General features: G+C 67.3%; 17 protein-coding genes and 1 pseudogene. 11 read left to right on the top strand and 7 right to left on the bottom strand.

All coding sequences use genetic code 11. The annotated features are described in order from the left end of the window. Positions 1-44 precede the first annotated feature (44 nt). Positions 45-773: a sulfate transporter CysZ gene (gene cysZ, locus V0R62_RS19735; RefSeq protein WP_330104900.1), complete on the bottom strand. Its 729-nt coding sequence runs from the start codon at positions 771-773 to the stop codon at positions 45-47. A gap of 315 nt (positions 774-1,088) precedes the next feature. Between cysZ and trxB the strand changes: the two genes are divergently transcribed. Beyond that, on the top strand, positions 1,089-2,051 hold the full coding sequence (trxB, locus tag V0R62_RS19730) for a thioredoxin-disulfide reductase (protein WP_330104899.1): 963 nt from the start codon (positions 1,089-1,091) through the stop codon (positions 2,049-2,051). Between the two features lie 108 nt (positions 2,052-2,159). Here trxB and nadC read toward each other — a convergent pair whose 3' ends face one another. Next, positions 2,160-3,008 carry a carboxylating nicotinate-nucleotide diphosphorylase gene (gene nadC / locus V0R62_RS19725; protein WP_186713196.1) on the bottom strand — a complete coding sequence of 283 codons (849 nt, stop codon included), beginning with the start codon at positions 3,006-3,008 and terminating at the stop codon, positions 2,160-2,162. A 244-nt stretch (positions 3,009-3,252) separates the two neighbouring features. On the opposite strand from nadC, the gene V0R62_RS19720 reads away from it, so the two are divergent. The 5 genes and pseudogenes from V0R62_RS19720 (at position 3,253) to V0R62_RS26885 (ending at position 9,030) form a co-directional block, all read left to right on the top strand. Then, complete coding sequence (locus tag V0R62_RS19720; RefSeq protein ID WP_330104898.1) at positions 3,253-5,397, top strand: DUF1631 domain-containing protein; 2,145 nt, start codon at positions 3,253-3,255, stop codon at positions 5,395-5,397. 94 nt (positions 5,398-5,491) lie between these two features. Next, a complete protein-coding gene (gene ampD / locus V0R62_RS19715) occupies positions 5,492-6,058 on the top strand; it encodes a 1,6-anhydro-N-acetylmuramyl-L-alanine amidase AmpD (RefSeq protein ID WP_330104897.1) in 567 nt (188 codons plus the stop codon). Next, a complete protein-coding gene (ampE, locus tag V0R62_RS19710; RefSeq protein ID WP_186733859.1) occupies positions 6,055-6,885 on the top strand; it encodes a regulatory signaling modulator protein AmpE in 831 nt (276 codons plus the stop codon). Before ampD ends, ampE begins: the two co-directional genes overlap by 4 nt. Positions 6,886-7,050: 165 nt before the next feature. After that, a pseudogene (locus tag V0R62_RS26890) lies at positions 7,051-8,172 on the top strand (HAMP domain-containing protein); the annotation flags it as partial. Positions 8,173-8,316: 144 nt separating this feature from the next. Then, entirely contained in the window at positions 8,317-9,030 is a 714-nt protein-coding gene (locus tag V0R62_RS26885; protein ID WP_408005701.1) for a methyl-accepting chemotaxis protein, read from the top strand. 42 nt (positions 9,031-9,072) lie between these two features. Here V0R62_RS26885 and V0R62_RS19700 read toward each other — a convergent pair whose 3' ends face one another. Then, a complete protein-coding gene (locus V0R62_RS19700) occupies positions 9,073-9,849 on the bottom strand; it encodes a TatD family hydrolase (protein ID WP_330104895.1) in 777 nt (258 codons plus the stop codon). Positions 9,850-9,851: 2 nt separating this feature from the next. After that, on the bottom strand, positions 9,852-10,847 hold the full coding sequence (gene cra / locus V0R62_RS19695) for a catabolite repressor/activator (RefSeq protein ID WP_110736847.1): 996 nt from the start codon (positions 10,845-10,847) through the stop codon (positions 9,852-9,854). Positions 10,848-11,143: 296 nt separating this feature from the next. Between cra and ptsP the strand changes: the two genes are divergently transcribed. From ptsP to V0R62_RS19680, 3 genes are read left to right on the top strand one after another with little or no spacing between them, the layout of a single operon-like run. Beyond that, positions 11,144-13,993 carry a phosphoenolpyruvate--protein phosphotransferase gene (ptsP, locus tag V0R62_RS19690; protein ID WP_330104894.1) on the top strand — a complete coding sequence of 950 codons (2,850 nt, stop codon included), beginning with the start codon at positions 11,144-11,146 and terminating at the stop codon, positions 13,991-13,993. After that, positions 13,993-14,940: a 1-phosphofructokinase gene (gene pfkB / locus V0R62_RS19685; protein ID WP_330104893.1), complete on the top strand. Its 948-nt coding sequence runs from the start codon at positions 13,993-13,995 to the stop codon at positions 14,938-14,940. The genes ptsP and pfkB overlap by 1 nt, the downstream gene beginning before the upstream one ends. Then, positions 14,940-16,661 (top strand): PTS fructose-like transporter subunit IIB, encoded by a 1,722-nt coding sequence (locus tag V0R62_RS19680; RefSeq protein ID WP_330104892.1) that lies wholly within the window; start codon positions 14,940-14,942, stop codon positions 16,659-16,661. Before pfkB ends, V0R62_RS19680 begins: the two co-directional genes overlap by 1 nt. Positions 16,662-16,805: 144 nt before the next feature. On the opposite strand, the gene V0R62_RS19675 is transcribed toward V0R62_RS19680, so the two are convergent. Beyond that, positions 16,806-17,027, bottom strand: a complete 222-nt coding sequence (locus V0R62_RS19675; protein ID WP_110736839.1) for a DUF3820 family protein — start codon at positions 17,025-17,027, stop codon at positions 16,806-16,808. A 204-nt stretch (positions 17,028-17,231) separates the two neighbouring features. Here V0R62_RS19675 and V0R62_RS19670 point away from each other — a divergent pair, with 204 nt between their 5' ends. After that, positions 17,232-17,708 (top strand): ferritin-like domain-containing protein, encoded by a 477-nt coding sequence (locus tag V0R62_RS19670; RefSeq protein ID WP_330104891.1) that lies wholly within the window; start codon positions 17,232-17,234, stop codon positions 17,706-17,708. A gap of 113 nt (positions 17,709-17,821) precedes the next feature. Here V0R62_RS19670 and V0R62_RS19665 read toward each other — a convergent pair whose 3' ends face one another. Both V0R62_RS19665 and V0R62_RS19660 read right to left on the bottom strand, forming a co-directional pair. Further along, the gene (locus tag V0R62_RS19665) at positions 17,822-19,318 is read right to left on the bottom strand and encodes a GGDEF domain-containing protein (protein WP_330104941.1); all 1,497 of its coding nucleotides are present in this window, start codon (positions 19,316-19,318) and stop codon (positions 17,822-17,824) included. A 183-nt stretch (positions 19,319-19,501) separates the two neighbouring features. Then, the gene (locus V0R62_RS19660; RefSeq protein WP_330104890.1) at positions 19,502-19,957 is read right to left on the bottom strand and encodes a universal stress protein; all 456 of its coding nucleotides are present in this window, start codon (positions 19,955-19,957) and stop codon (positions 19,502-19,504) included. A 207-nt stretch (positions 19,958-20,164) separates the two neighbouring features. Between V0R62_RS19660 and V0R62_RS19655 the strand changes: the two genes are divergently transcribed. After that, complete coding sequence (locus V0R62_RS19655; protein ID WP_330104889.1) at positions 20,165-21,100, top strand: LysR family transcriptional regulator; 936 nt, start codon at positions 20,165-20,167, stop codon at positions 21,098-21,100. Positions 21,101-21,157: the final 57 nt, after the last annotated feature.

Raw genomic sequence — 21,157 nt, 5'->3', positions numbered from 1 at the left:
CGTAGTCCGAAGGGCTGGGTGATCTCCTTCAGGATTGTGGGAGCTCAGGTACGCTCACGCACCCAGAACAACGTCGCCCCGGCCACCGCCGCCGGCATCATCAGCACGTTGACCCCTGGAATCATCAACGCCAGGTAGGTGATCCCGCCAAAACCCATCGACTGCCAGCGCTTCTGCCGCAGCCAGGCGAGCATGTCCTGCCAGCTCATCTTGTTGTTGTCCGCCGGGTAGTCGATGTACTGGATGGCCATCATCCAGATACCGAACACCAGCCACAGCGGCGCGGCGATCACGTTCACCACCGGGATGAACGAGAGGATGAACAGGCCGATGGCCCGTGGCAGGAAGTAGCCCAGCTTGCGCATCTCGCGGCTGAGGGTGCGTGGCACCATGGCCATCAGCTCGGCCCAGCTGAAGGGCGGGAAGGTGTCCTGGCCGCGCACCACCACCTCGACCTTTTCCGCCAGGAAGCCGTTGAACGGCGCGGCGATGACGTTGGCCAGCAGGGTGAAGGTGAAGAACACCATCAACAGCACCAGGGCGACGAACAGCGGCCACAGGATGTAGGTGAGGAAACTCAGCCAGTCGGGCAGGGTGGGCATCAGCGCATCGACCCACAGGCTGAACTGATGGCCGGCGAAGTAGATCAGGCCGCCGAACAGCAGCAGGTTGACCGCCAGGGGCAGCAGCACGAACAGGCGCAGGCTCGGGCTCAGGACCAGTTTCAGGCCCTCGCGCAGGTACTGGGGGCCGGACAGGACGGGGGCTTGCATCGGAATGCTCCGCTTGAGGAAAACGCGCTGACCTTACCGAGTTTGGCGCGCCGACGAAAGGCACCGCGCCTCTGGGAAACGGCGTGTAACAAAGCATTGGGACAATGGCAGCCGGATAGAGACTGTCTATAAGGTGGATTGTCGAAGGATATTTCCTTAATCTCTGCGGCCTCGCTACAGTGCGCTCAACTTTTTCGGTTTTGGACCAACGCGTTGTAGCCTTCCCCAAGTGCTGCGTGGGTCCCTTTTAATTCCAGCTGGCGCAACCGGCACCTAGATGCTGGACCCGTGCGGCCCGCTCGACAGGAGTTCGACATGTCTGAAGTACGTCATTCGCGCGTCATCATTCTCGGTTCCGGCCCTGCCGGTTACAGCGCCGCGGTGTACGCCGCCCGCGCCAACCTCAAGCCGCTGCTGATCACCGGCATGCAGGCCGGCGGCCAGCTGACCACCACCACCGAAGTCGACAACTGGCCGGGCGACCCCCATGGCCTGACCGGCCCGGCCTTGATGCAGCGCATGCAGGAGCACGCCGAGCGCTTCGAGACCGAGATCGTCTTCGACCACATCAACGCCGTCGACCTGGCCAACAAGCCGTTCACCCTGCGCGGTGACAGCGGCACCTACACCTGCGACGCGCTGATCGTCGCCACCGGCGCCAGCGCCCGCTACCTGGGCCTGCCGTCGGAAGAGACCTTCATGGGCAAGGGCGTGTCGGCCTGCGCCACCTGCGACGGTTTCTTCTACCGCAACAAGCCGGTCGCCGTGGTCGGTGGCGGCAACACCGCCGTGGAAGAAGCACTGTACCTGGCCAACATCGCCAGCAAGGTGACCCTGGTACACCGCCGCGACACCTTCCGCGCCGAGAAAATCCTGATCGACAAGCTGCACGCCCGTGTCGCTGAAGGCAAGATCGAGCTCAAGCTCAACGCCACCCTGGACGAAGTGCTGGGTGACAACATGGGCGTGACCGGTGCGCGCCTGAAGAACAACGATGGCAGCTTCGACGAAATCAAGGTCGACGGCGTGTTCATCGCCATCGGCCACACCCCGAACACCTCGCTGTTCGAAGGCCAGCTGACCCTGAAAGACGGCTACCTGGTGGTCCACGGCGGCCGCGAAGGCAACGCCACCGCCACCAACGTCGAGGGCGTGTTCGCCGCCGGCGACGTGGCCGACCACGTCTACCGCCAGGCCATCACCTCGGCCGGCGCCGGCTGCATGGCGGCCCTGGACGTCGAACGCTACCTGGACGGCCTGGCCAACGCCGCGAACTGATCCAGCCTTTGCGGGCCAGCCCGCTCCCACTCTGAACGTGGGAGCGGGCTGGCCCCGCGATAAAAAGAACCGGCCATCTGGCCGGTTTTTTCATACCTTGCGAAAACCTCAGAGACTCAAGCGCATCGACAGGTCCACCGCCTTCACGTCCTTGGTCATCGCGCCGATCGAGATGTAGTCCACACCCGTTTCGGCGATCACCCGCAGGGTGGTCTCGTTGACGCCGCCGCTGGCCTCCAGCTTGGCCTTGCCGGCGGTGATGCGCACCGCTTCGCGCATCTCGTCCAGGGTCAGTTCGTCGAGCATGACGATATCGGCTCCGGCCGCCAGCGCCTGGCGCAGTTCGTCCAGGCTTTCCACCTCGATCTCCACCGGCTTGCCCGGGGCGATGCGGTGTGCCGCCGCCACGGCCTCGGCCACGCCACCGCTGGCGGCGATATGGTTTTCCTTGATCAGGAAGGCGTCGTACAGGCCGATGCGGTGGTTGTGGCAGCCTCCGCAGGTGACCGCGTACTTCTGCGCCAGGCGCAGGCCGGGCAGGGTCTTGCGGGTGTCGAGCAGGCGCACCTGGGTGCCTTCCACCAGGTCGGCCAGGAAGCGTGCGCGGGTGGCCACGCCCGAGAGCATCTGCAGGAAGTTCAGCGCCGTGCGTTCGCCGCTGAGCAGCGAGCGCGCCGGGCCTTCGAGGTGGAACAGCACCTGGTTGGCCGTGGCCCGCTCGCCGTCGGCCACCTGCCAGTGTACCGCCACCCGCGGGTCGAGCTGGCGGAACACCGTATCGACCCAGGCGGTGCCCGCGATCACGCAGTCCTCGCGGGTGATGATGGTCGCCTTGGCCAGGCGCTCGGCCGGGATCAGCTGTGCGGTGATGTCGCCACTGCCGATGTCCTCGAGCAGCGCGCGGCGCACGTTGGCTTCGATTTCGGCGGTCAGGTCGGCGAGGCGTAGGTTCGGCATGGTCGGCTCCACAAGCTAGGTGCCGGCGATTATAGGGCAGGGGGGCGGCGTGTACAGCTGTAGGGCCGATGACCTTTGGTCAGGCGGTTTGAGCATTCCAGTGAACGTACTGTCAGTTGAGGCGTGCGAATGGCGTGCTAGCAGCTGTCAGAATTTTCACCGATAATAGCGACCAGTATTTGGCGTCATAGCTTTGACGATTCCCTTCCAGTCGAACAACGCAACATCCAGCAAGGAGTCCGGGATGCATGATGAAGGCAAGGTGGTGCCCTTGGCGGCCGCCATCGACCGGGGCGCGCGCGCGCCCTCGCCATGCCTTCCGGTGCTGCTCTTGCAGGTGCGCGACAAGGCCGCGCTGCAACTGCGCCAGGGCTTGCAGGCGTTGTTCGACAATGCCGACGACACCCTGTTCGAAATGGCCGACAAGGCCAGCGGGCGTCTCGACCAGAACCTGTATTTCGAAGCCATGCGCGACCTGCGCCTCAAGCGCAAGAGCATCGAGCGGGGCTTCCTCGACACCTTCTATGAGGCCTTCGCCCGCATCGGCCAGGGCGATGGGCTCGAGTCCCTGGTCAGGGCGCAGACGCAGGACAAGCCGTCGCTGGAGCGCTCGGTGGCCGTGCAGGCCATGGTCGACCGGGTGCTGTCCCGCGACGGCTTCCTGCTGGAGCAACTGAACCTGCGCTTCACCACGCTGCTGGAATTGCCGCTGGCCAGCGCAAGCAATCCCCTGGGCCCCGGCAACCTGTGTGGCTACTTCCTGGACGCCGGGCGCAACCTGGGAGTCGGCGCCAGTGTCAAGATGGTGCTGCTCAAGCTGTTCGAGCGCTACGTGCTGCGCGACCTCGACCTGCTCTACGGCGAGGCCAGCCAGTTGCTCGCCAGCGCCGGTGTACTGCCGGAGCTGATGCCCGCCCCGCGGCGCCGCGCCGAGGACCGGCGCAGCATCGCCCGGCGCGTCCCGGTCAGCCCGGCGCTGGGCGGCTTGTCCGACTCCGCCGGCCAGGCTTTCTTCGCCTCGGTGCAGACGCTGCTGGCACCGGTGCGCGGGCGTGTCGCGCCGCGGTTGCAGGCGGCCGGATCCGCGCAGCCGACCAGCACCGGCGACCTGCTGCGCCTGCTCACCCACCTGCAGCACTATGTACCGGCCCCCGGCGAGCCGGATGACTTCAACCTCGGGCAGCAACTGGAGCAGTTGTTGCTGCGGGTCAGCGTGCGCAGCGGCACGCGGCGGCGGATCGCCACCGACGACGAGGACGCGATCAACCTGGTCGACCTGCTGTTCGCCTACATCCAGGGCGACGACAACCTGCCGGCCAGCCTGCGGGCGCTGATTGCCCGCCTGCATATCCCGGTGCTCAAGGTCGCGCTGGTCGACAAGGGCATGTTCAGCCGTGGCAGCCACCCGGCGCGCCGCCTGCTCAACGAGATCGCCGCCGTGGCCATCGGCTGGGAGAGCGATGCCGAGGGGCTGCGCGACAGCCTGCACTTGCGGGTCGAGCGTATCGTCCAGCGCCTGCTCAATGACTTTTCCGACGACTGCGCGGTGTTCAACGAGCTGCTCGATGAGTTTCTCGCCTTCAGCCAGGACGAGCGCCGGCGCAACGAACTGCTCGAGCAGCGCACCCGCGACGCCGAGGAGGGCCGTGCCCGTGCCTTGCAGGCCCGCCAGCGGGTGCAGCAGGAGTTGAACGACCGCCTGCATGGCCGGGTGCTGCCGCAGGTGGTGGTGCAGATGCTGGTGCAGTCCTGGAGCCAGGTGCTGCTGCTGGCCTGGCTGAAGCAGGGCGAGGCCTCGGCGGCCTGGGCCGACGCCCTGGCGACAGTGGACGACCTGCTGGTCAGCATTGCCCCGTACCGTGAGCCACAGCGCCTGCTGGAGCAGGTGCCGGGCCTGCTCAAGGCGCTGCGCGACGGCCTGGCGGGGGTGGCGCTGGACTCCGCCGCCACGCGTGATTTCTTCCTGCAACTGGAGAAACTGCACTTGCGTGCCTGCGGTGGCACGCCGGAGCCGGACGCCGCATTGGATGAAGTGTGGCTGGAGGAGGCTATCGTGCTGGCGGTCAACGACGAGTCCGCCCTTGCCCCTGGCCTGCCGCTCGATGACCAGGAGCCGGCATTGCGCCAGGTGCAGCGCCTGCAGGTCGGCAACTGGGTCGAAGTGATGGACGACGACGAGCCGCTGCGCTGCAAGCTGGTGGCGCGCATCGACAGCAATGATCGCCTGGTCTTCACCAACCGCACCGGCATGAAGGTGCGCGAATGGAACCGCATGGGCCTGGCCCTGGCACTGCGCCGTGGCGAAGTGCGCCTGCTGGACGACGGCCTGCTGTTCGAGCGGGCGCTGGAAGCGGTGCTGGAGCAACTGCGCGGGCAGCAGGCGCAGTAACGCTGAATTTTCCTACACAATCATTTACATGCAAGCGCCTGCCGGCCACGGCATACTGGGCACCTGTCTCGGGCGTCATTTCAGGATCTGCACCATGCAATTGGACCGTGCGACCGGCTGGTTCACCGGCGTCAGCCACTGCCCCTCGCCGAACTTCAACGCCCGCCCCGAGGGCGAGGCCATCGCGCTGCTGGTCATCCACAACATCAGCCTGCCACCGGCCTGCTTCGGCACCGGCAAGGTGCAGCAGTTCTTCCAGAACCGCCTGGACCCGAACGAGCACCCTTATTTCGCCACCATCAACCACCTGACCGTCTCGGCGCATCTGTTCGTCGAGCGCGATGGCGCGGTGACCCAGTTCGTCTCGTTGCTCGACCGCGCCTGGCATGCCGGCGTGTCGCGCTTCGGCGAGCGCGAGGGCTGCAACGATTTTTCCATCGGCATCGAACTGGAAGGCACTGACGAGCTGCCCTACACCGATGCCCAGTACGCCACCCTGGAGCGGCTGACCCGCGAGATCCGCGCGGCATGGCCTGTGATCGACGCCCAGCGCATCTGTGGCCACAGCGATATCGCCCCGCAGCGCAAGACCGATCCGGGGCCGGCCTTCGACTGGTCGCGCTACCGGGCCGCGCTGCAACGCAACGAGGACAAGGCATGAGTTTTCTGGTGTTGGTGCTGGCGCTGTGGGTCGAGAAGTTCTCGGCCCTGCGCCAGCGGTTGCAGCGCGACGGCTTCTACCTGGGCGAACTGGTGCGCCTGGAGCGCAGCGGCAAGGTCCATCCCTGGTGGACGCTGGGCATCCTGGTCCTGGCGCCGGTGGCGCTGCTCGCGCTGCTGCTGCATGTGCTGGAGCCGGTGGCCTACGGCCTGCTGGCGTTGCCGGTGCACCTGCTGGTGCTGGTCTACAGCCTCGGCCGCGGCGATGTGAAGGCGGCGCTCGGGCCGTTTCGTGACGCCTGGCGCCGCGGTGACGACCAGGCCGCGCTGCATGTGGCCGAACGCGACCTGGGCCTGGCCGCCGACGATGCCCAGAGCCTGATCAAGCGGGTCCAGGGCCATCTGCTGTGGCAGGCCTACCAGAGCTTCTTCGCGGTGATCTTCTGGTACTTCCTGCTCGGCCCGGGTGCGGCGCTGGCCTACCGCCTGCTGGCGCTGACCATGGACCACAGCCGCCAGCCGGCGCTGCAGACCCTGGCCGGGCAATTGCGTCATGCCATGGACTGGCTGCCGGTGCGGGTGATGACGGTGAGCTTCGCCCTGGTCGGCAACTTCGTCGCGGTGACCCGGGTGATGTTGCACGAGCTGCTCGACTGGCACGTCAGCGCCGGGCACCTGGTGGCCAAGGTCGGCCGGGTGGCCGACGACATTCCCGAGGAGGAGGACCGCCAGCGAGGCCTGGAGCGCCTGGACAGCCTGTGGGAGCTGCTGCTGCGCTGCGCCGTGCTGTGGTATGCCTGCTTCGCCCTGTGGACTGTGCTGGTCTGAGCTGCTCATCAACGCGTTGGTTGCTTAACCATAAGTTACAAACCTTGATTCCAATCTGCGCTATACAAAGCCACTGGCCCTAGATGGCCTTGTGCTACCCCGCAGAACAACAAGAATTCAAGGAGGTGACCTGTGAAGCGTCTGCTCTATCCGGCCATCGCACTGATGAATCGGCTGAGCTTCGGCATGAAGTTCAGCCTGATCAGCGTCCTGTTCTTCCTGCCCATGCTGGTCACCAGTTTTTACCTGGTCCGCGACGCCTACAACCAGCTGCAGGCCACCCGTGGCGAGCTGCAGGGGCTGGCACCGCTGTCCGAGAGCCTGGCCCTGCGTGGCGATCTGGAGACCCTGGGCAACCTGCTGCAGATCAACGCTGTGCTGGGCCAGTCGGGCCAGGCTGGCGACGTTGAAAGCCGCATTGCCGGATTGCAGGACAAGGTCCAGGCCCGGCTCGACGGCCTCAAGGGCAGCGACCCTGCGCTCGAGGCCAAGCGTGCCGAGCTGGCCGTGGCCTTTGCCCGCGCCCGGGAGGAAAGCTCGCTACAGAACAAGGCGGCGCTGTTCGACAAGCTGCTGGCCCAGGCCCAGGTGCTGGGCAAGCTGGTCGCCAGCCAGTCGGGCTTGAACCAGGACAGCCAGGCCTCGGTGCGCCAGCTGAGCGAGCTGGTCGGCAACGCCACGGCGCAGGTCACCCAGGCCCTGGGCGAAGGCCGGGCGATGGGCGCGGTGGCCCTCGGCCGTGGTTTCATGGATTCCTCGGGCAGCGCGCGCTTCGAAGACTTGCTGCAGCGCCTGGAGCGGCTGTCCGCCGACTATGCCATCCGTCTCGACGACGTCCTGGCCAGCGATGCCGGGCTCAAGGCTGCGCTGGCCAGCGATGCCCAGGCCAGCCAGGCCACGGTCAAACAGGCCGCTACCCTGTTCGAGGACCAGGTCGTGGTGGCCGAGACCCTGGATGCGCCCTGGGCCGGCTTCTACCAGCAGACCAGCGACCTGATGGCGCAGACCTACCGCTTCAACGACGCTGTCCTCGCCCACCTGCACGGCCAACTGGAAGAGCGCCTGGGCGAGCACCGCCTGCGCACGATCGCGCTGGTCGCGGCCCTGGCCACGGTGTTCGCGCTGATCGTCTACCTCTACGGTGGCTTCTACGTCTCCACCCGGGAAACCCTCGGCAACCTGGGCAACGCCATGGACAAGGTCGCCGCCGGCGACATGACCATCAGCTTCAAGGCCAACAGCCAGGACGAACTCGGCGAGCTGGGGCGTGGCTTCAACGAGACGGTACGGCGTATCCGCGGGCTGATCGAGCAGGTCGGCAAGACCGTGACCACGGTCGAGGAGCAGGCCGGGCAGGTGCTTTCGGTGTCGAGCCGCAGCAACCAGGCAGTCAGTGGCCAGCGCGAGCAGATCGAGCAGGTGGCCACGGCGATGAACCAGATGAGCGCCACCGCGCAGGAGGTCGCTCGCAGCGCCGCCCTGGCCGCCGAAGGCGCGCAGCGGGTAAACCACGAGAGCGCCTCGGGCCGCGACCTGGTGGAAAGCCAGCAGGGCAGCATCGCCCGCCTGGCCGGCGAGATCGACCAGAGCGTGGCGGCGGTGAACCAACTGGCAGGCGACAGCCAGGCCATCGGCCGGGTGCTGGAAGTGATCCGCAGCATTGCCGAGCAGACCAACCTGCTGGCCCTCAACGCCGCCATCGAGGCAGCCCGGGCCGGCGAGCAGGGCAGAGGCTTCGCCGTGGTCGCCGACGAAGTGCGGACCCTGGCCAGGCGCACCCAGGACTCCACCGAAGAGATCGCGCAGATGATCCAGCGCCTGCAGGATGGCGTGGGCGCGGCGGTGCGGGTGATGGGCAGCAGCCACCAGATGGCTGCCGGCACCGTGGACGAGGCGCGCCAGGTGCAACAGGCCCTGGGCAATATCCTCGGCGCGGTGGGCGGGATCGTCGAGCAGAACCAGCAGATCGCCGCCGCCGTCGAGCAGCAGACTGCCGTGGCCCACGACATCGACCAGAACATCGTGGCGATCAACCGCGCGGCGCAGGACACCACCGAGGGCGCCTGCCAGACCGAGGACGCCAGCCGGGCGTTGTCGGCGCAGGTGGTGGAGCTCAAGCGGTTGATTGGGGCGTTCAGGGTGTGACCGAGGGTAGCGTGAGGCCGCTCCTACAGAGACCGCGTCGGGCTACCAGCCAAACATCTCGCAGGCATTGCGACTGCTGGCCTCGGCCAGCAGCCCTGGCTCGATCCCCATGACGTCGGCCAGCGCCCCGGCAATCTCGGGTAGGTGCTCCGGGCTGTTGCGCTGCCCCGGGAACATCGCCGGCGCCATGTCCGGCGCGTCGGTCTCCAGTACCACGCTGTCCAGCGACAGCCGTGGCAGGGTCTTGCGCAGGCGCAACGCCTGGGGCCAGGTGCCGGCGCCGCCGAGTCCCAGTTTGAAGCCGAGTTTGATGTACTCCCGCGCCTCTTCGTAGCTGCCGGCAAAGGCATGGATGATCCCCGCCCGCGCCGGTTTATAGCGCTTGAGCGTGGCAATCACCTGGGCGTGGCTGCGGCGCACGTGCAGCAGCGACGGCAGCTCGAAGTCGCAGGCCAGTTGCAGCTGGGCCTCGAACAACGCCTGCTGGCGCGTCGGGTCCAGCTCGGGCAGGTAGAAGTCCAGGCCGAACTCACCCACCGCGCACAGCCGCGGATTGCCGCGCAGGCGTTCCAGCCAGTCGCGCAGTTGCGCCAGGTGTTCGGGGCGGTGCTGCTCGAGGTAGATCGGGTGCAGCCCCAGCGCCGCGTACACGCCTTCGTTGGCGCAGGCCAGGTCCCAGACTCGCTGGAAATTGTCCTGGTACACCCCCAGCACCACCATGCGCTCCACCCCGCGCGCCGCCGCGTTGGCCAGCAGGCGCGGGCGGTCGGCGTCGAAATCGGGGAAGTCGAGGTGGGTGTGGGTGTCGATCAGGCGCATCTTCAGGCCTTGGCGATCCGTTGCTTGAAGGTGCGGCCGATGGCGTGCACACCGGGCTCGTAGCGCTTGTCCTCGATGGCGGCCAGGGCCAGTTCCAATGCAGTGGCGGCGATCAGGCCGTGCTGCTGGGCCATGGCGTTGACCGGCAGCGGCAGGAAATCGAGCAGTTGGTTGTCGCCGAAGGTGCCCAGTTGCAGCTCGCGCGAATTCTCCGGGCGCGCCTGGAGCGTGTCGAACACGCCCTGCAGCAGCACGTAGGAGGTGGTCACCAAGGCATCCGGCAGGCCGCCCAGTTCGTCGATCAATTGCTGCATCAGGCGCTGGCCGCATTCACGGCTGAAGGCCTCGCCCTGGTAGCGGCGCACGTCGCCGTCGAAGCCTTGCAGGGCCTCGTCGAAGCCACCGGCACGGGCCTGGCTCACCGACAGCTCGGGGCGGGCGCCAATCAGGGCGATGCTGCGTGGGCGGGTTTTCAGCAGGCTTTGGGCCAGCTGGCGGCTGGCGTCGCGGTCGTCGCTGATCACCGAGCAGAAATGCGCCGGGTCCAGGCGTCGGTCAATGGCGATCACCGGCAGGCCCTTGGCCTGCAGCTCGCGGTAGCTGTCGTCCTCCGGCGGCAGGCAGCTGGCGACGAACAGCGCATCGCAGCGGCGGGCGCGGAACAGCTGCTGCAACTGGCGTTCGCTGTCTGGTTGGTCGTCGCTGCTGGCGATCAGCAGCTGGTAGCCACGGGCACGGGCGCCTTGCTCCAGTTGCTTGGCGATGCGGGCGTAGCTGGGGTTCTCCAGATCCGGGAGAATGAAGCCCAGGGTGCGCGTGTGGCGGCTGCGCAGGCCGGCGGCCTGGGGGTTGGGCGTGAAGCCGTGGGCCTCGACCACCGCACGCACGCGCTCGACGGTGCTGTTGCTGATGCGCTGCTGTTCGGCCTTGCCATTGATGACGTAGCTGGCGGTGGTCACGGACACACCGGCCAGACGGGCGATATCGCTGAGTTTCACCGAATTTTCCTTATTGTTTCCGGGACTGGCCACGGGGCTGGACCGGCTAGTTTCACCCATCCACGGCCCTGCGCGCAGACGACCATTGTCGCAATTGTCCGACAGGATGGGGCTTTTTCGTTGGCAGATTATCGAGTAACGTGGCCACTTGGTCAGATTAAACGTTTCAGCAAAACGAAATTTCCTGCCTGGAAATGCGCATTCGCCCGTTGCGCTGATCGTTTTGGCGGCTTTTGCCGTCGAATTCCACAACAATACCTCGGTAGCCGACGGGGCTGCCGCAAAAGGAGAGGGTCATGCTCGAGCTTGCCGTGGAGCAGATTGCCATGGGCCAGCGTGCCGCCGACAAGGGCGAGGCACTGGCGTTGCTGGCCGATCGACTGGTTGCCGATGGCCTGGTCGCCGAGGGCTACCTGGCGGGGCTGCAGGCCCGGGAGGCGCAGGGCTCGACCTTCCTTGGCCAGGGCATCGCCATCCCCCACGGCACGCCGCAGACTCGTGAACTGGTGTTCGCCACCGGTGTGCGCCTGCTGCAATTTCCCGAAGGCGTGGACTGGGGCGACGGGCAGATCGTCTACCTGGCCATCGGCATCGCCGCCCGCTCCGACGAACACCTGCGCCTGCTGCAACTGCTGACCCGCGCCCTGGGCGAAACCGACCTGGCCGAGGCGCTGCGTCGCGCCGGCAGCGCCGAGGCGCTGCTCAAGCTGCTGCAGGGCGCGCCGCGCGAGCTGGCACTGGATGCCCAGCTGGTCGGCCTCAACCTGGCGGCGGAAGACTTCGATGAACTGGCCTGGCGCGGCGCCCGCCTGCTGCAACGCGGCGGCTGTGCCGACAGCGGCTTTGCCGCCGTGCTGCAGCAGACCGAACCGCTGCCGCTGGGCGAAGGCCTGTGGTGGCTGCACAGTGAACGCGAGGTGCGCCAGCCGGGCCTGGCCTTCGTCACCCCACAGCAGCCACTGCGCTACCGCGACCAGCCGCTCAATGGCCTGTTCTGCCTGGCCAGTCTCGGCGCCGCCCACCAGGCCTTGCTCGAGCGCCTGTGCGAGGTGCTGATCGAGGGCCGTGGGCAGATGCTCTACCAGGCCACCAGCAGCCGCGCCGTGCTCGAAGTGCTCGGTGGCGAGGCGCCCGCCGACTGGCCCAGCGCCCGGGTGATGCTGGCCAACGCCCATGGCCTGCATGCGCGTCCGGCCAAGGTGCTGGCGCAGTTGGCCAAGGGCTTCGAGGGTGAGATTCGCATCCGTCTGCAAGACAGCGTCCAGCCCGCCGTCTCGGTGAAGAGCCTGAGCAAACTGCTGAGCCTGGGCGCTCGCCGTGGCCAGGTGCTGGAACTGATCGCCGAACCGGGCGTTGCCGCCGATGCCTTGCCGGTGCTGCAGGCCGCCATCGAGCAGGGGCTGGGCGAGGAGGTCGAGCCCTTGCCGCAAACGGCCGCAGTGGAGCAGCCACCCATCGAAACCCTCCAGGCCCCGGCGCCCGGCAGCACCCTGCAGGGTGTCGCGGCCGCGCCGGGCATCGCCAGCGGCCCGGCCCATGTGTGCGTCGAACGCGAGATCGACTACCCGCTGCGCGGCGAGTCGCCCGGCCAGGAACGCGCCAGGTTGCGAGCGGCCATCGACAAGGTGCACGCCGACCTGCAGGCCCTGGTGCAACGCAGCGACAAGGCCATCGGCGAAATCTTCGTCACCCACCAGGAAATGCTCGCCGACCCGGCCCTGACCGACGACGTCGAGCTGCGCCTGGCCCAGGGCGAGAGCGCCGCCGCCGCGTGGATGGCGGTGATCGAGAGCGCTGCCCGCCAGCAGGAGGCGCTGCACGACGCGCTGCTGGCCGAGCGCGCCGCCGACCTGCGGGATATCGGTCGCCGTGTGCTGGCCCAGTTGTGTGGCGTGCGGGCGCTGGTCGAGCCCGAGCAGCCCTACGTGCTGGTGATGGCCGAGGTGGGCCCGTCCGATGTGGCGCGTCTGGACCCGGCGCGGGTCGCCGGCATCGTCACCGCCCAGGGCGGCGCCACGGCCCACAGTGCCATTGTCGCCCGGGCGCTGGGCATCCCGGCGGTGGTCGGTGCCGGGGCGGCAGTGCTGCTGCTGGAGAGCGGCACACCGCTGCTGCTCGATGGCCTGCGCGGGCAGGTCGAGGTCGCGCCGCCCGAGGCCCGCTTGCAACGGGCGCTGGCCGAGCGCGATGCCCGTGAGCGGCGCTTGCGGATCGCCTGGGCCAACCGCCATGAGCCGGCCCTGACCCGTGACGGCCACGGCGTCGAAGTGTTCGCCAACATCGGCGAAAGCAGTGGCATCGACAAAGTTGTGGAGCAGGGCGCCGAAGGCGTCGGCCTGCTGCGCACCGAGCTGATTTTCATGGCCCACCCGCAACTGCCCGATGTGGCCACCCAGGAGGCCGAGTACCGCCGGGTGCTCGACGGCCTGGGCGGGCGCCCGCTGGTGGTGCGTACCCTTGATGTGGGCGGCGACAAGCCCTTGCCGTACTGGCCGATCGCGGCGGAAGAGAACCCGTTCCTCGGCGTGCGCGGCGTGCGCCTGACCCTGCAACGCCCGCAGGTGATGGAAGACCAGCTGCGGGCCCTGCTGCGCGCCGCGGACAATCGCCCGCTGCGCATCATGTTCCCCATGGTCGGCCAGCTCCATGAATGGCGCGCCGCCAAGGCCATGGTCGAGCGCCTGCGCCAGGAGATCCCGGTGGCCGACCTGCAGGTGGGCATCATGGTCGAGGTACCGTCGGCCGCGTTGCTGGCGCCGCAGCTGGCTCGCGAGGTGGACTTCTTCAGCATCGGCACCAACGACCTGACCCAGTACACCCTGGCCATCGACCGTGGCCACCCAAGCCTCTCGGCCCAGGCCGACGGCCTGCACCCGGCGGTGCTCAACCTGATCGACATGACCGTGCGCGCCGCCCATGCCCAGGGCAAGTGGGTGGGCGTGTGCGGCGAACTGGCGGCCGATCCGCAGGCCGTCGCCGTGCTGCTGGGCCTGGGCGTGGACGAACTGAGCGTCGCCGCCCGCAGCATCCCTGAAGTCAAGGCACTGGTGCGCCAGGCCGACCTTTCGACGGCCCGCGCCCTGGCGCGCGAGGCCCTGCAACAAGACAGCGCCGAGGCAGTCCGGGCGCTGGTGGAGCGTTACTGATGGCCAAGATTCTCACCCTTACCCTCAACCCGGCGCTGGATATCACCATCAGCCTCGATCGACTGCGCCCCGGCGCGGTCAACCGCAGCCAGGCCCAGCACAGCCATGCCGCCGGCAAGGGGCTGAACGTCGCCCAGGTGCTGGCCGACCTGGGCCACAGCGTGACCGTCGGCGGTTTTCTCGGGCTCGACAACCTGGCGCCGTTCGAGGCGCTGATTGCCTGGCGTGGGTTCGCCGACTGCTTCGTCCGTGTGCCCGGCGAGACCCGCAGCAACATCAAGCTGGTCGAGGCCGATGGTCAGGTCACCGATATCAACGGGCCGGGGCCGCAGGTCGACGAGGCCGCCCGCGATGCCTTGCTGCAACGCCTGGCCCAGCTGGCTCCGGGGCATGACGCCGTGGTGGTGGCTGGCAGCCTACCGCGGGGCATCAGCCCCGAGTGGCTGCGCGAGCTGCTGCTGATGCTCAAGTCGCAGGGCCTGAAGGTGGCCCTGGACAGCAGCGGCGAAGCCTTGCGCGCCGGCCTCGAGGCCGCGCCCTGGCTGGTCAAGCCCAACACCGAGGAGCTGGGCGAAGTGCTCGGGCAGCCCGTGCTTGACGCGGCCGGCCAGCGCGTCGCCGCGCAGCGCTTGCTGGCCAGCGGCGTCGAGCATGTGGTGGTGTCCCAGGGCGAGCAGGGCGTGACCTGGTTCGCCGCCGGTCTGGCGCTGCATGCGCAACCGTCGAAGGTGCGCATCGCCAGCACCGTCGGCGCCGGTGATTCGCTGGTCGCCGGCATGGTCCACGGCCTGCTGCAGGCCGAGGCGCCCGCCGCCACCTTGCGCCGCGCCACCGCCATCGCCGCCCAGGCGGTCACCCAGGTCGGCTTCGGCATCCACGATCGCGAGCAACTGGCCCGGCTGGAGGCCGCCGTGCACCTGGCAGAACAACAAGAAGAGGGCTGCTGATGAACATTGCCATTGTCACCGCCTGCCCCAACGGGCAGGTGTCCAGCGTGCTCAGCGCCCGCCTGCTGGCCGCCGCAGCCCAGCGTCGGGGCTGGAGCACCAGTGTCGAGGTGCAGGATGCCGAGCACCCCGAGCGTCGCCTGACCACGGCGCAGATTGCTGAGGCCGACTGGGTGCTGGTGGTCAGCACCGGGCCGATGGACCTGGCGCGTTTCGCGGGCAAGCGCCTGTACCAGAGCACGCCGGCCCAGGCACTGGCGGACCGCGAGGGGTTTCTTGACCAAGCCGCCGCAGGGGCCCGGGTTCACGAGGCGGCGCCGGCCCTGCAGGGCAGCACGCCGAAAATTGTCGCGGTGACCGCCTGCCCGACCGGCGTGGCCCATACCTTCATGGCCGCCGAAGCGCTGCAACAGGCCGCGCAGGCCATGGGCTACCAGCTCACCGTGGAGACCCAGGGCTCGGTCGGCGCGCGCAATCCGCTTCCGGCCGAGGCCATCGCCGAAGCCGACGTGGTGCTGCTGGCCGCCGATATCGAAGTGCCGGCTGCGCGTTTCGCCGGCAAGCGCATCTACCGCTGCGGTACCGGCATCGCCCTCAAGCAGGCCCGTACCACGTTGGACAAGGCACTGGCCGAGGGCAAGGTGGAGGCTGCGGGGGATGCGCCTGGCGCGGTGCAGCAGGCCGAGAAGGCCGGCGTCTACAAGCACCTGCTGACCGGGGTGTCGTTCATGCTGCCGATGGTGGTGGCCGGCGGCCTGCTGATCGCGCTGTCGTTCGTGTTCGGCATCGAGGCCTACAAGGAGCCCGGCACGTTGCCCGCCGCGCTGATGCAGATCGGCGGCGAGGCGGCGTTCAAGCTGATGGTGCCGCTGCTCGCCGGCTATATCGCCTGGTCCATCGCCGACCGTCCGGGGCTGGCGCCCGGGATGATCGGCGGCCTGCTGGCGAGCACGCTGGGGGCGGGGTTCATCGGTGGTATCGTCGCCGGCTTCCTGGCCGGTTACAGCGCCAAGGCCATCGCCCGTTGGGTGCGCCTGCCCAGCAGCCTCGACGCGCTCAAGCCAATCCTTATCATCCCGCTGCTGGCCAGCCTGTTCACCGGCCTGGTGATGATCTACGTGGTCGGCCAGCCCGTGGCCGCCATGCTCGAAGGGCTGACCCATTTCCTCGACAGCATGGGCACCACCAACGCCATTCTGCTGGGGCTGCTGCTCGGCGGCATGATGTGTGTGGATCTGGGCGGACCGATCAACAAGGCTGCCTATGCGTTCTCGGTGGGATTGTTGGCGTCGTCGAGCTACGCGCCGATGGCCGCGACCATGGCCGCCGGCATGGTGCCGCCGATTGGCCTGGGCATTGCCACCTTCCTGGCCCGGCGCAAGTTCGCCCAGAGCGAGCGCGAGGCCGGCAAGGCCGCGCTGGCGCTGGGGCTGTGCTTCATCTCTGAAGGGGCGATTCCGTTCGCCGCCAAGGACCCGTTGCGGGTGATCCCGGCGAGCATCGCCGGTGGCGCGCTGACCGGGGCCTTGTCGATGTACTTCGGTTGCAAGCTGATGGCGCCCCATGGCGGGCTGTTCGTATTGCTGATCCCCAATGCGATCAACCATGCGCTGCTGTACCTGCTGGCTATTGTGGCCGGCAGCCTGCTGACGGCAGTGGTGTATGCCGTGATCAAGAAGAGCGAACAGGTGGAGATGGTAGTGGCGCCGGCCAAGGGCTAGCCAGGCCCTGTGCAATCCCTGTAGGAGCGGCCTTGTGCCGCGAAAGGGGCGCGGAGCGGCCCCAGGATTTCAGCGTCATACACAGTGAATGGGGCCGCTTCGCAGCCCTTTCGCGGCACAAGGCCGCTCCTACAGAGGGTACCGTCAGCCCCGTGTCTTGCCCCGCAACGGCTTCAGCAGATCACCCAAGCCGTTGTGGTCGATTTCATGCATCAACGCCAGCAACCCGCCCAGCTCCCCGGGTGGAAAGCCCTTGCGGGCGAACCACGCCAGGTAATCGCCGGGCAGGTCGGCGATGATCCGCCCCTGGTACTTGCCGAAGGGCATGGTGCGGGTGACCAGCAGTTGCAGGGATTCGGGTTTCATCGGGCATCGGCCTGTGGCAGGTGAAGCGCGGACCATACTGCAAACTGCACGACGACCCAAGCGGCGATCATGCAGAACGCCGTTTTCAGGCTTTCTGATTGTAATTTCAACTTATTGATTTTAAAGACTAATTTCATATTTCTTAGCCTGGCACGAAGCCTGCTCCGGTAAAGGTGACTATCACCTGCCAAGGAGTTTGTTGCCATGAGCAATCCCAACAAAGACACGATCGACGTACTCAACGACCTGATCGAGTACAGCAAGGACGGTGAGAAAGGCTTCAAGACCTCCGCCGACGATGTGAAGAATCCGCAACTCAAAGCCTTCTTCGTGCAGCGCGCCAGCGAGTGCGCCAGTGCCGCGGCAGAGTTGCAGAGCGAAGTGCGCCGGCTGGGTGGTGATCCCGAAACCAGCACCAGCATCAGCGGCGACCTGCACCGCGGCTGGGTCAACCTCAAGTCGATGGTCACCGGCAAGGATGAAGAGGCTGTGCTCAACGAGGTGGAGCGCGGTGAAGACCATGCGCTCAAGGCCTACAAAGAGGCCCGTGAAAAGCTGGTCAAGCTGGGGCGCTCGGCCAATGACCAGAGTTATACGCTGGTGGAGAAGCAGCTGCAGGGTGTGCAGCGCAATCATGACCAGGTGAAGGCACTGCGTAACGCGGCTCGCGCTCGGTCTTGAGATTCTGGGGCCGCTTTGCGGCCCTTTCGCGGTACAAGGCCGCTCCTACAGAGAAGAATGCGTTCCCCTTGTAGGAGCGGCCTTGTGCCGCGAAAGGGGCGCGAAGCGGCCCCTCAGGCCATCGGCCCTTCAACCCGATTCCGGCCATTGGCCTTGGCCCTGTACAACGCCTCGTCCGCGTCGGCCAGCAGCGCCGACAGATCCTGGTGGTTGCCCGGTACATGCAAGCCGATCCCCACGCTGACCGTCACCGAGCGCTCATCATCGCCGAACGGCGGCATCGCCTCGACGCTGGCTCGAATTCGCTCGGCCAGCAGCCGGGCGCCGGCCAGTTCAGTCTCTGGCAGCACCACCTGGAACTCCTCCCCGCCATAGCGCGCCGCCAGGTCCGCCGGGCGCCGGATGCATAGCTCCAGGGTCGTGGCCACCTCACGCAGCACATGATCGCCGCCGGCATGGCCATGGCGCTGGTTGAACGCCTTGAAGTGGTCCACATCCACCATCAGCACCGCCAGCGGCTTGCGGTTGCGCTGGGCGCGGGCCCACTCCTGGCGCAACACCTGGTCCAGGCGACGACGGTTGGCAAGGCCCGTGAGGCTGTCGGTGGCGGCAAGCGTGGCCAGGCCTTGCTCGGCATCGTGGCGGCGGCGCAATTCACGGCCCAGCAGCAGGGTCAGCCAGAGGATGCCGATGCACAGCACGCCGGTGGCCACGCTGACCACGATCGCGGTGCGTCGCCACGACTGGAACACCTCGTCGGCCGAGTGCGCCACCAGGACGATCAGCGGCAGGTCGGCGACCCGGGCGAAGGTGTAGACGCGCTGGCCTTCATAGGCCGTCGAGCGGGCGGTGAAGCTGCCGCTGCGCTCCTCGAGGATGCGCGTGAAGTTGGGGCGCTGGCTGAAGCTGGTGCCGATCAACGGATCCTGCGGACGGGTCGGCTGGCGTGCCAGGAGCTGGCCGTCGGTATTGAGCAGGTTGATGCTGCTGTCCACGCCGATGTCCAGGCGCTGGAACAGTTCGTTGAAGTAGGACAGGCGCAGGGCCCCGGCGGCCAGGCCCTGAAACTCGCCGTTGGCGCCGGAGATGCGCCGGCTGAAGCTGATGCACCAGTCCAGGTTGCCCAGCCGCGCCTTGAACGGTGGGCTGATCAGCAGGCCCAAGCCCGGGCGGTCGCGGTGGGCCTGGAAGGCCACGGTGTCGGCGAAGTTGGCCTGGCGCGGCACCGCGCTGGTGGAGTCACCGAGTACGTCGCCCTTGGCATCGAGCCAGAGAATGTCGCCGCGCACCGGCGCGGAGAAGGCCTGGTTGAACAGGATCTGTTGGCGCAGCTTGACCGGCACGTTGAGCAGCTCGGGATGTTGCACGGCCCAGATCAGGCCCTTGAGCGACTGGTCGTAGAGTTCGACGTTGCGCAGGATATCGCTTTCGATCAACTGCACGATGTTGCTCGACGAACGCATCGCCGACTGTTCGACGCTGTCGCGCTCGCGGGCCAGCAGGTAGCTGACGATGGCCACGATGGCGAGCACGGCGAGGCAGCTGCCCAGGTTGAGGACCAGCTCGGGGTGTGACTTGTACAGGGCGGATCGTGGTGATCGGGTGGGCAACGTCATGCTCGCAACTGCATAAGCCCCGGGATCCATGGGGAATGGGCCGAAAAGCGGCGGCAGTATTCTAGGCAAGGCGGGATTGTCGGACAAGATCAAAGGCGTTCCGCCCGACGGAAATGATTCAGTCCCGCCACTGGGGGACGCCCCCCTGATCCTGCAGCAGGCGCATTCGAGGGAAAATCAGTGACGCTTGGCCGCACCGACCAGGACCGGCACATCCAGTCGATCGATCACCTTCGCGCTGATCGAAGGATCGAGCAGTCGCCCCAGGCGTGACAGATGGCGGTGCCCGATGATCACCAGCTCGCATTCCAGCTCCCTGGCCTTGGCGACGATGGCCTCGACCGGCTGATCGGCGACCATGCAGCCGAGGCTGTCGAAGCCAGCGTCACGCAGGCTGCGCACGGCGCGGATCACGGCGTGTTCGGCCAACTGCTGTTCGTCGCAGGCGGCGGGGTATTCCTCCTGTTCCAGTTCGGTGTAGGCCGTGGGCTGGTCGTGCACGGCGAAGCTCGAGTCGATGGCCAGCAGCACGTGCAGGGTGTGTTCGCCGGGGTGGCAGTAGCGACGGGCGAGGTCGAGCAGGGCACTGGCGGCGGGAGAGGCGTCGATGGCGATCAGGACCGGGTGGGGCATGGAGGTTCCTTGATTGAATCTGTAAAGGCAGGGCCGCTCGATCAGGGGAAATTTCGTGAGAGCGGGCTTGCCACGCGATAGGGCCTATTCAGGCTGACGCATCGATCGGTCGTGATAAATAGCCCACCACGCACGGTGCCATTGCGCCTGACGCAATCCAGCAACCTGATACCATCGCGTGTCCCACAGCTGTCACGGAAAACGGCCATGCAACTCCCGGACATGAACCTGCTCGTCGCCCTCGACGCCCTGCTCGACGAAGGCAGCGTGGTCGGCGCCGCCCAGCGCATGAACCTGAGCCCGGCGGCCATGAGCCGCACCCTGGGGCGCATTCGCGAGGCCATGGGCGACCCGATCCTGGTGCGCGCCGGCCGTGGCCTGGTGCCGACGCCCCGGGCGCTGGCCCTGCGCGACCAGGTGCGGGCCCTGGTGGAGCAGGCCGGGCTGGTGTTTCGCAGTGGCGACGAGGTCGACCTGGCGAACCTCGACCGAGCCTTCAATATCCGCACCAACGACTTGTTCATCGCCCTGTATGGCGCGCGCCTGCTGCACATGATGCTTGAGCAGGCGCCGAACACCGTGCTGCGCTTCGTTCCCGAGCACCAGGGCGACGATGACCTGGTGCTGCGCCACGGACAGATCGACCTGGTGGTCAGTTCGAGCATCGACATGGGGCCGGAGATCAAGGTGCAGAGCCTGTTCGACACCTGGTTCGTCGGGTTGGCGCGTGCCGACCACCCGATCTTCGACGACGAGATTACCCCGGAGCGCTTTGCCCGCTACCCGCAGATCAGTGTGTCGCGACGCGGACGGGCCAACGGTCCCATCGACGTGGAACTGGGCGCCCATGGCGTGCAGCGAAGGGTGGCGCTGATCACGCCGAGTTTCCATTCGGCGATGTTCTCGTTGCCGGAGTCGGACCTGATCCTGCCGATGCCGGCGAACATCCTCGGCAGCGTGACCAAGTTCGGCCTGCCGCTGCGTTCGTTCGAGATCCCGGTGCCGCTGGAGAGGGTGCGGGTGATGCAGGCCTGGCATCCGCGTTTCGACAACGACCCGGCGCATCGCTGGTTGCGCCAGACCATGCGCGCCTGCTGCGCGGGCGAGCCCACGCCTGCCTCAAGCCTGACGCGTCCCCTGTAGGAGCGGCCTTGTGTCGCGAACGGGCCGCACCGCGGCCCCGGCGATCTTTGCTTAAAC

The sequence above is a fragment of the Pseudomonas carassii genome, from assembly GCF_036324045.1.
GTDB classification, from domain to species: Bacteria; Pseudomonadota; Gammaproteobacteria; order Pseudomonadales; family Pseudomonadaceae; genus Aquipseudomonas; species Aquipseudomonas peradeniyensis.
This window is presented reverse-complemented; position numbering and strand designations above follow the sequence as displayed.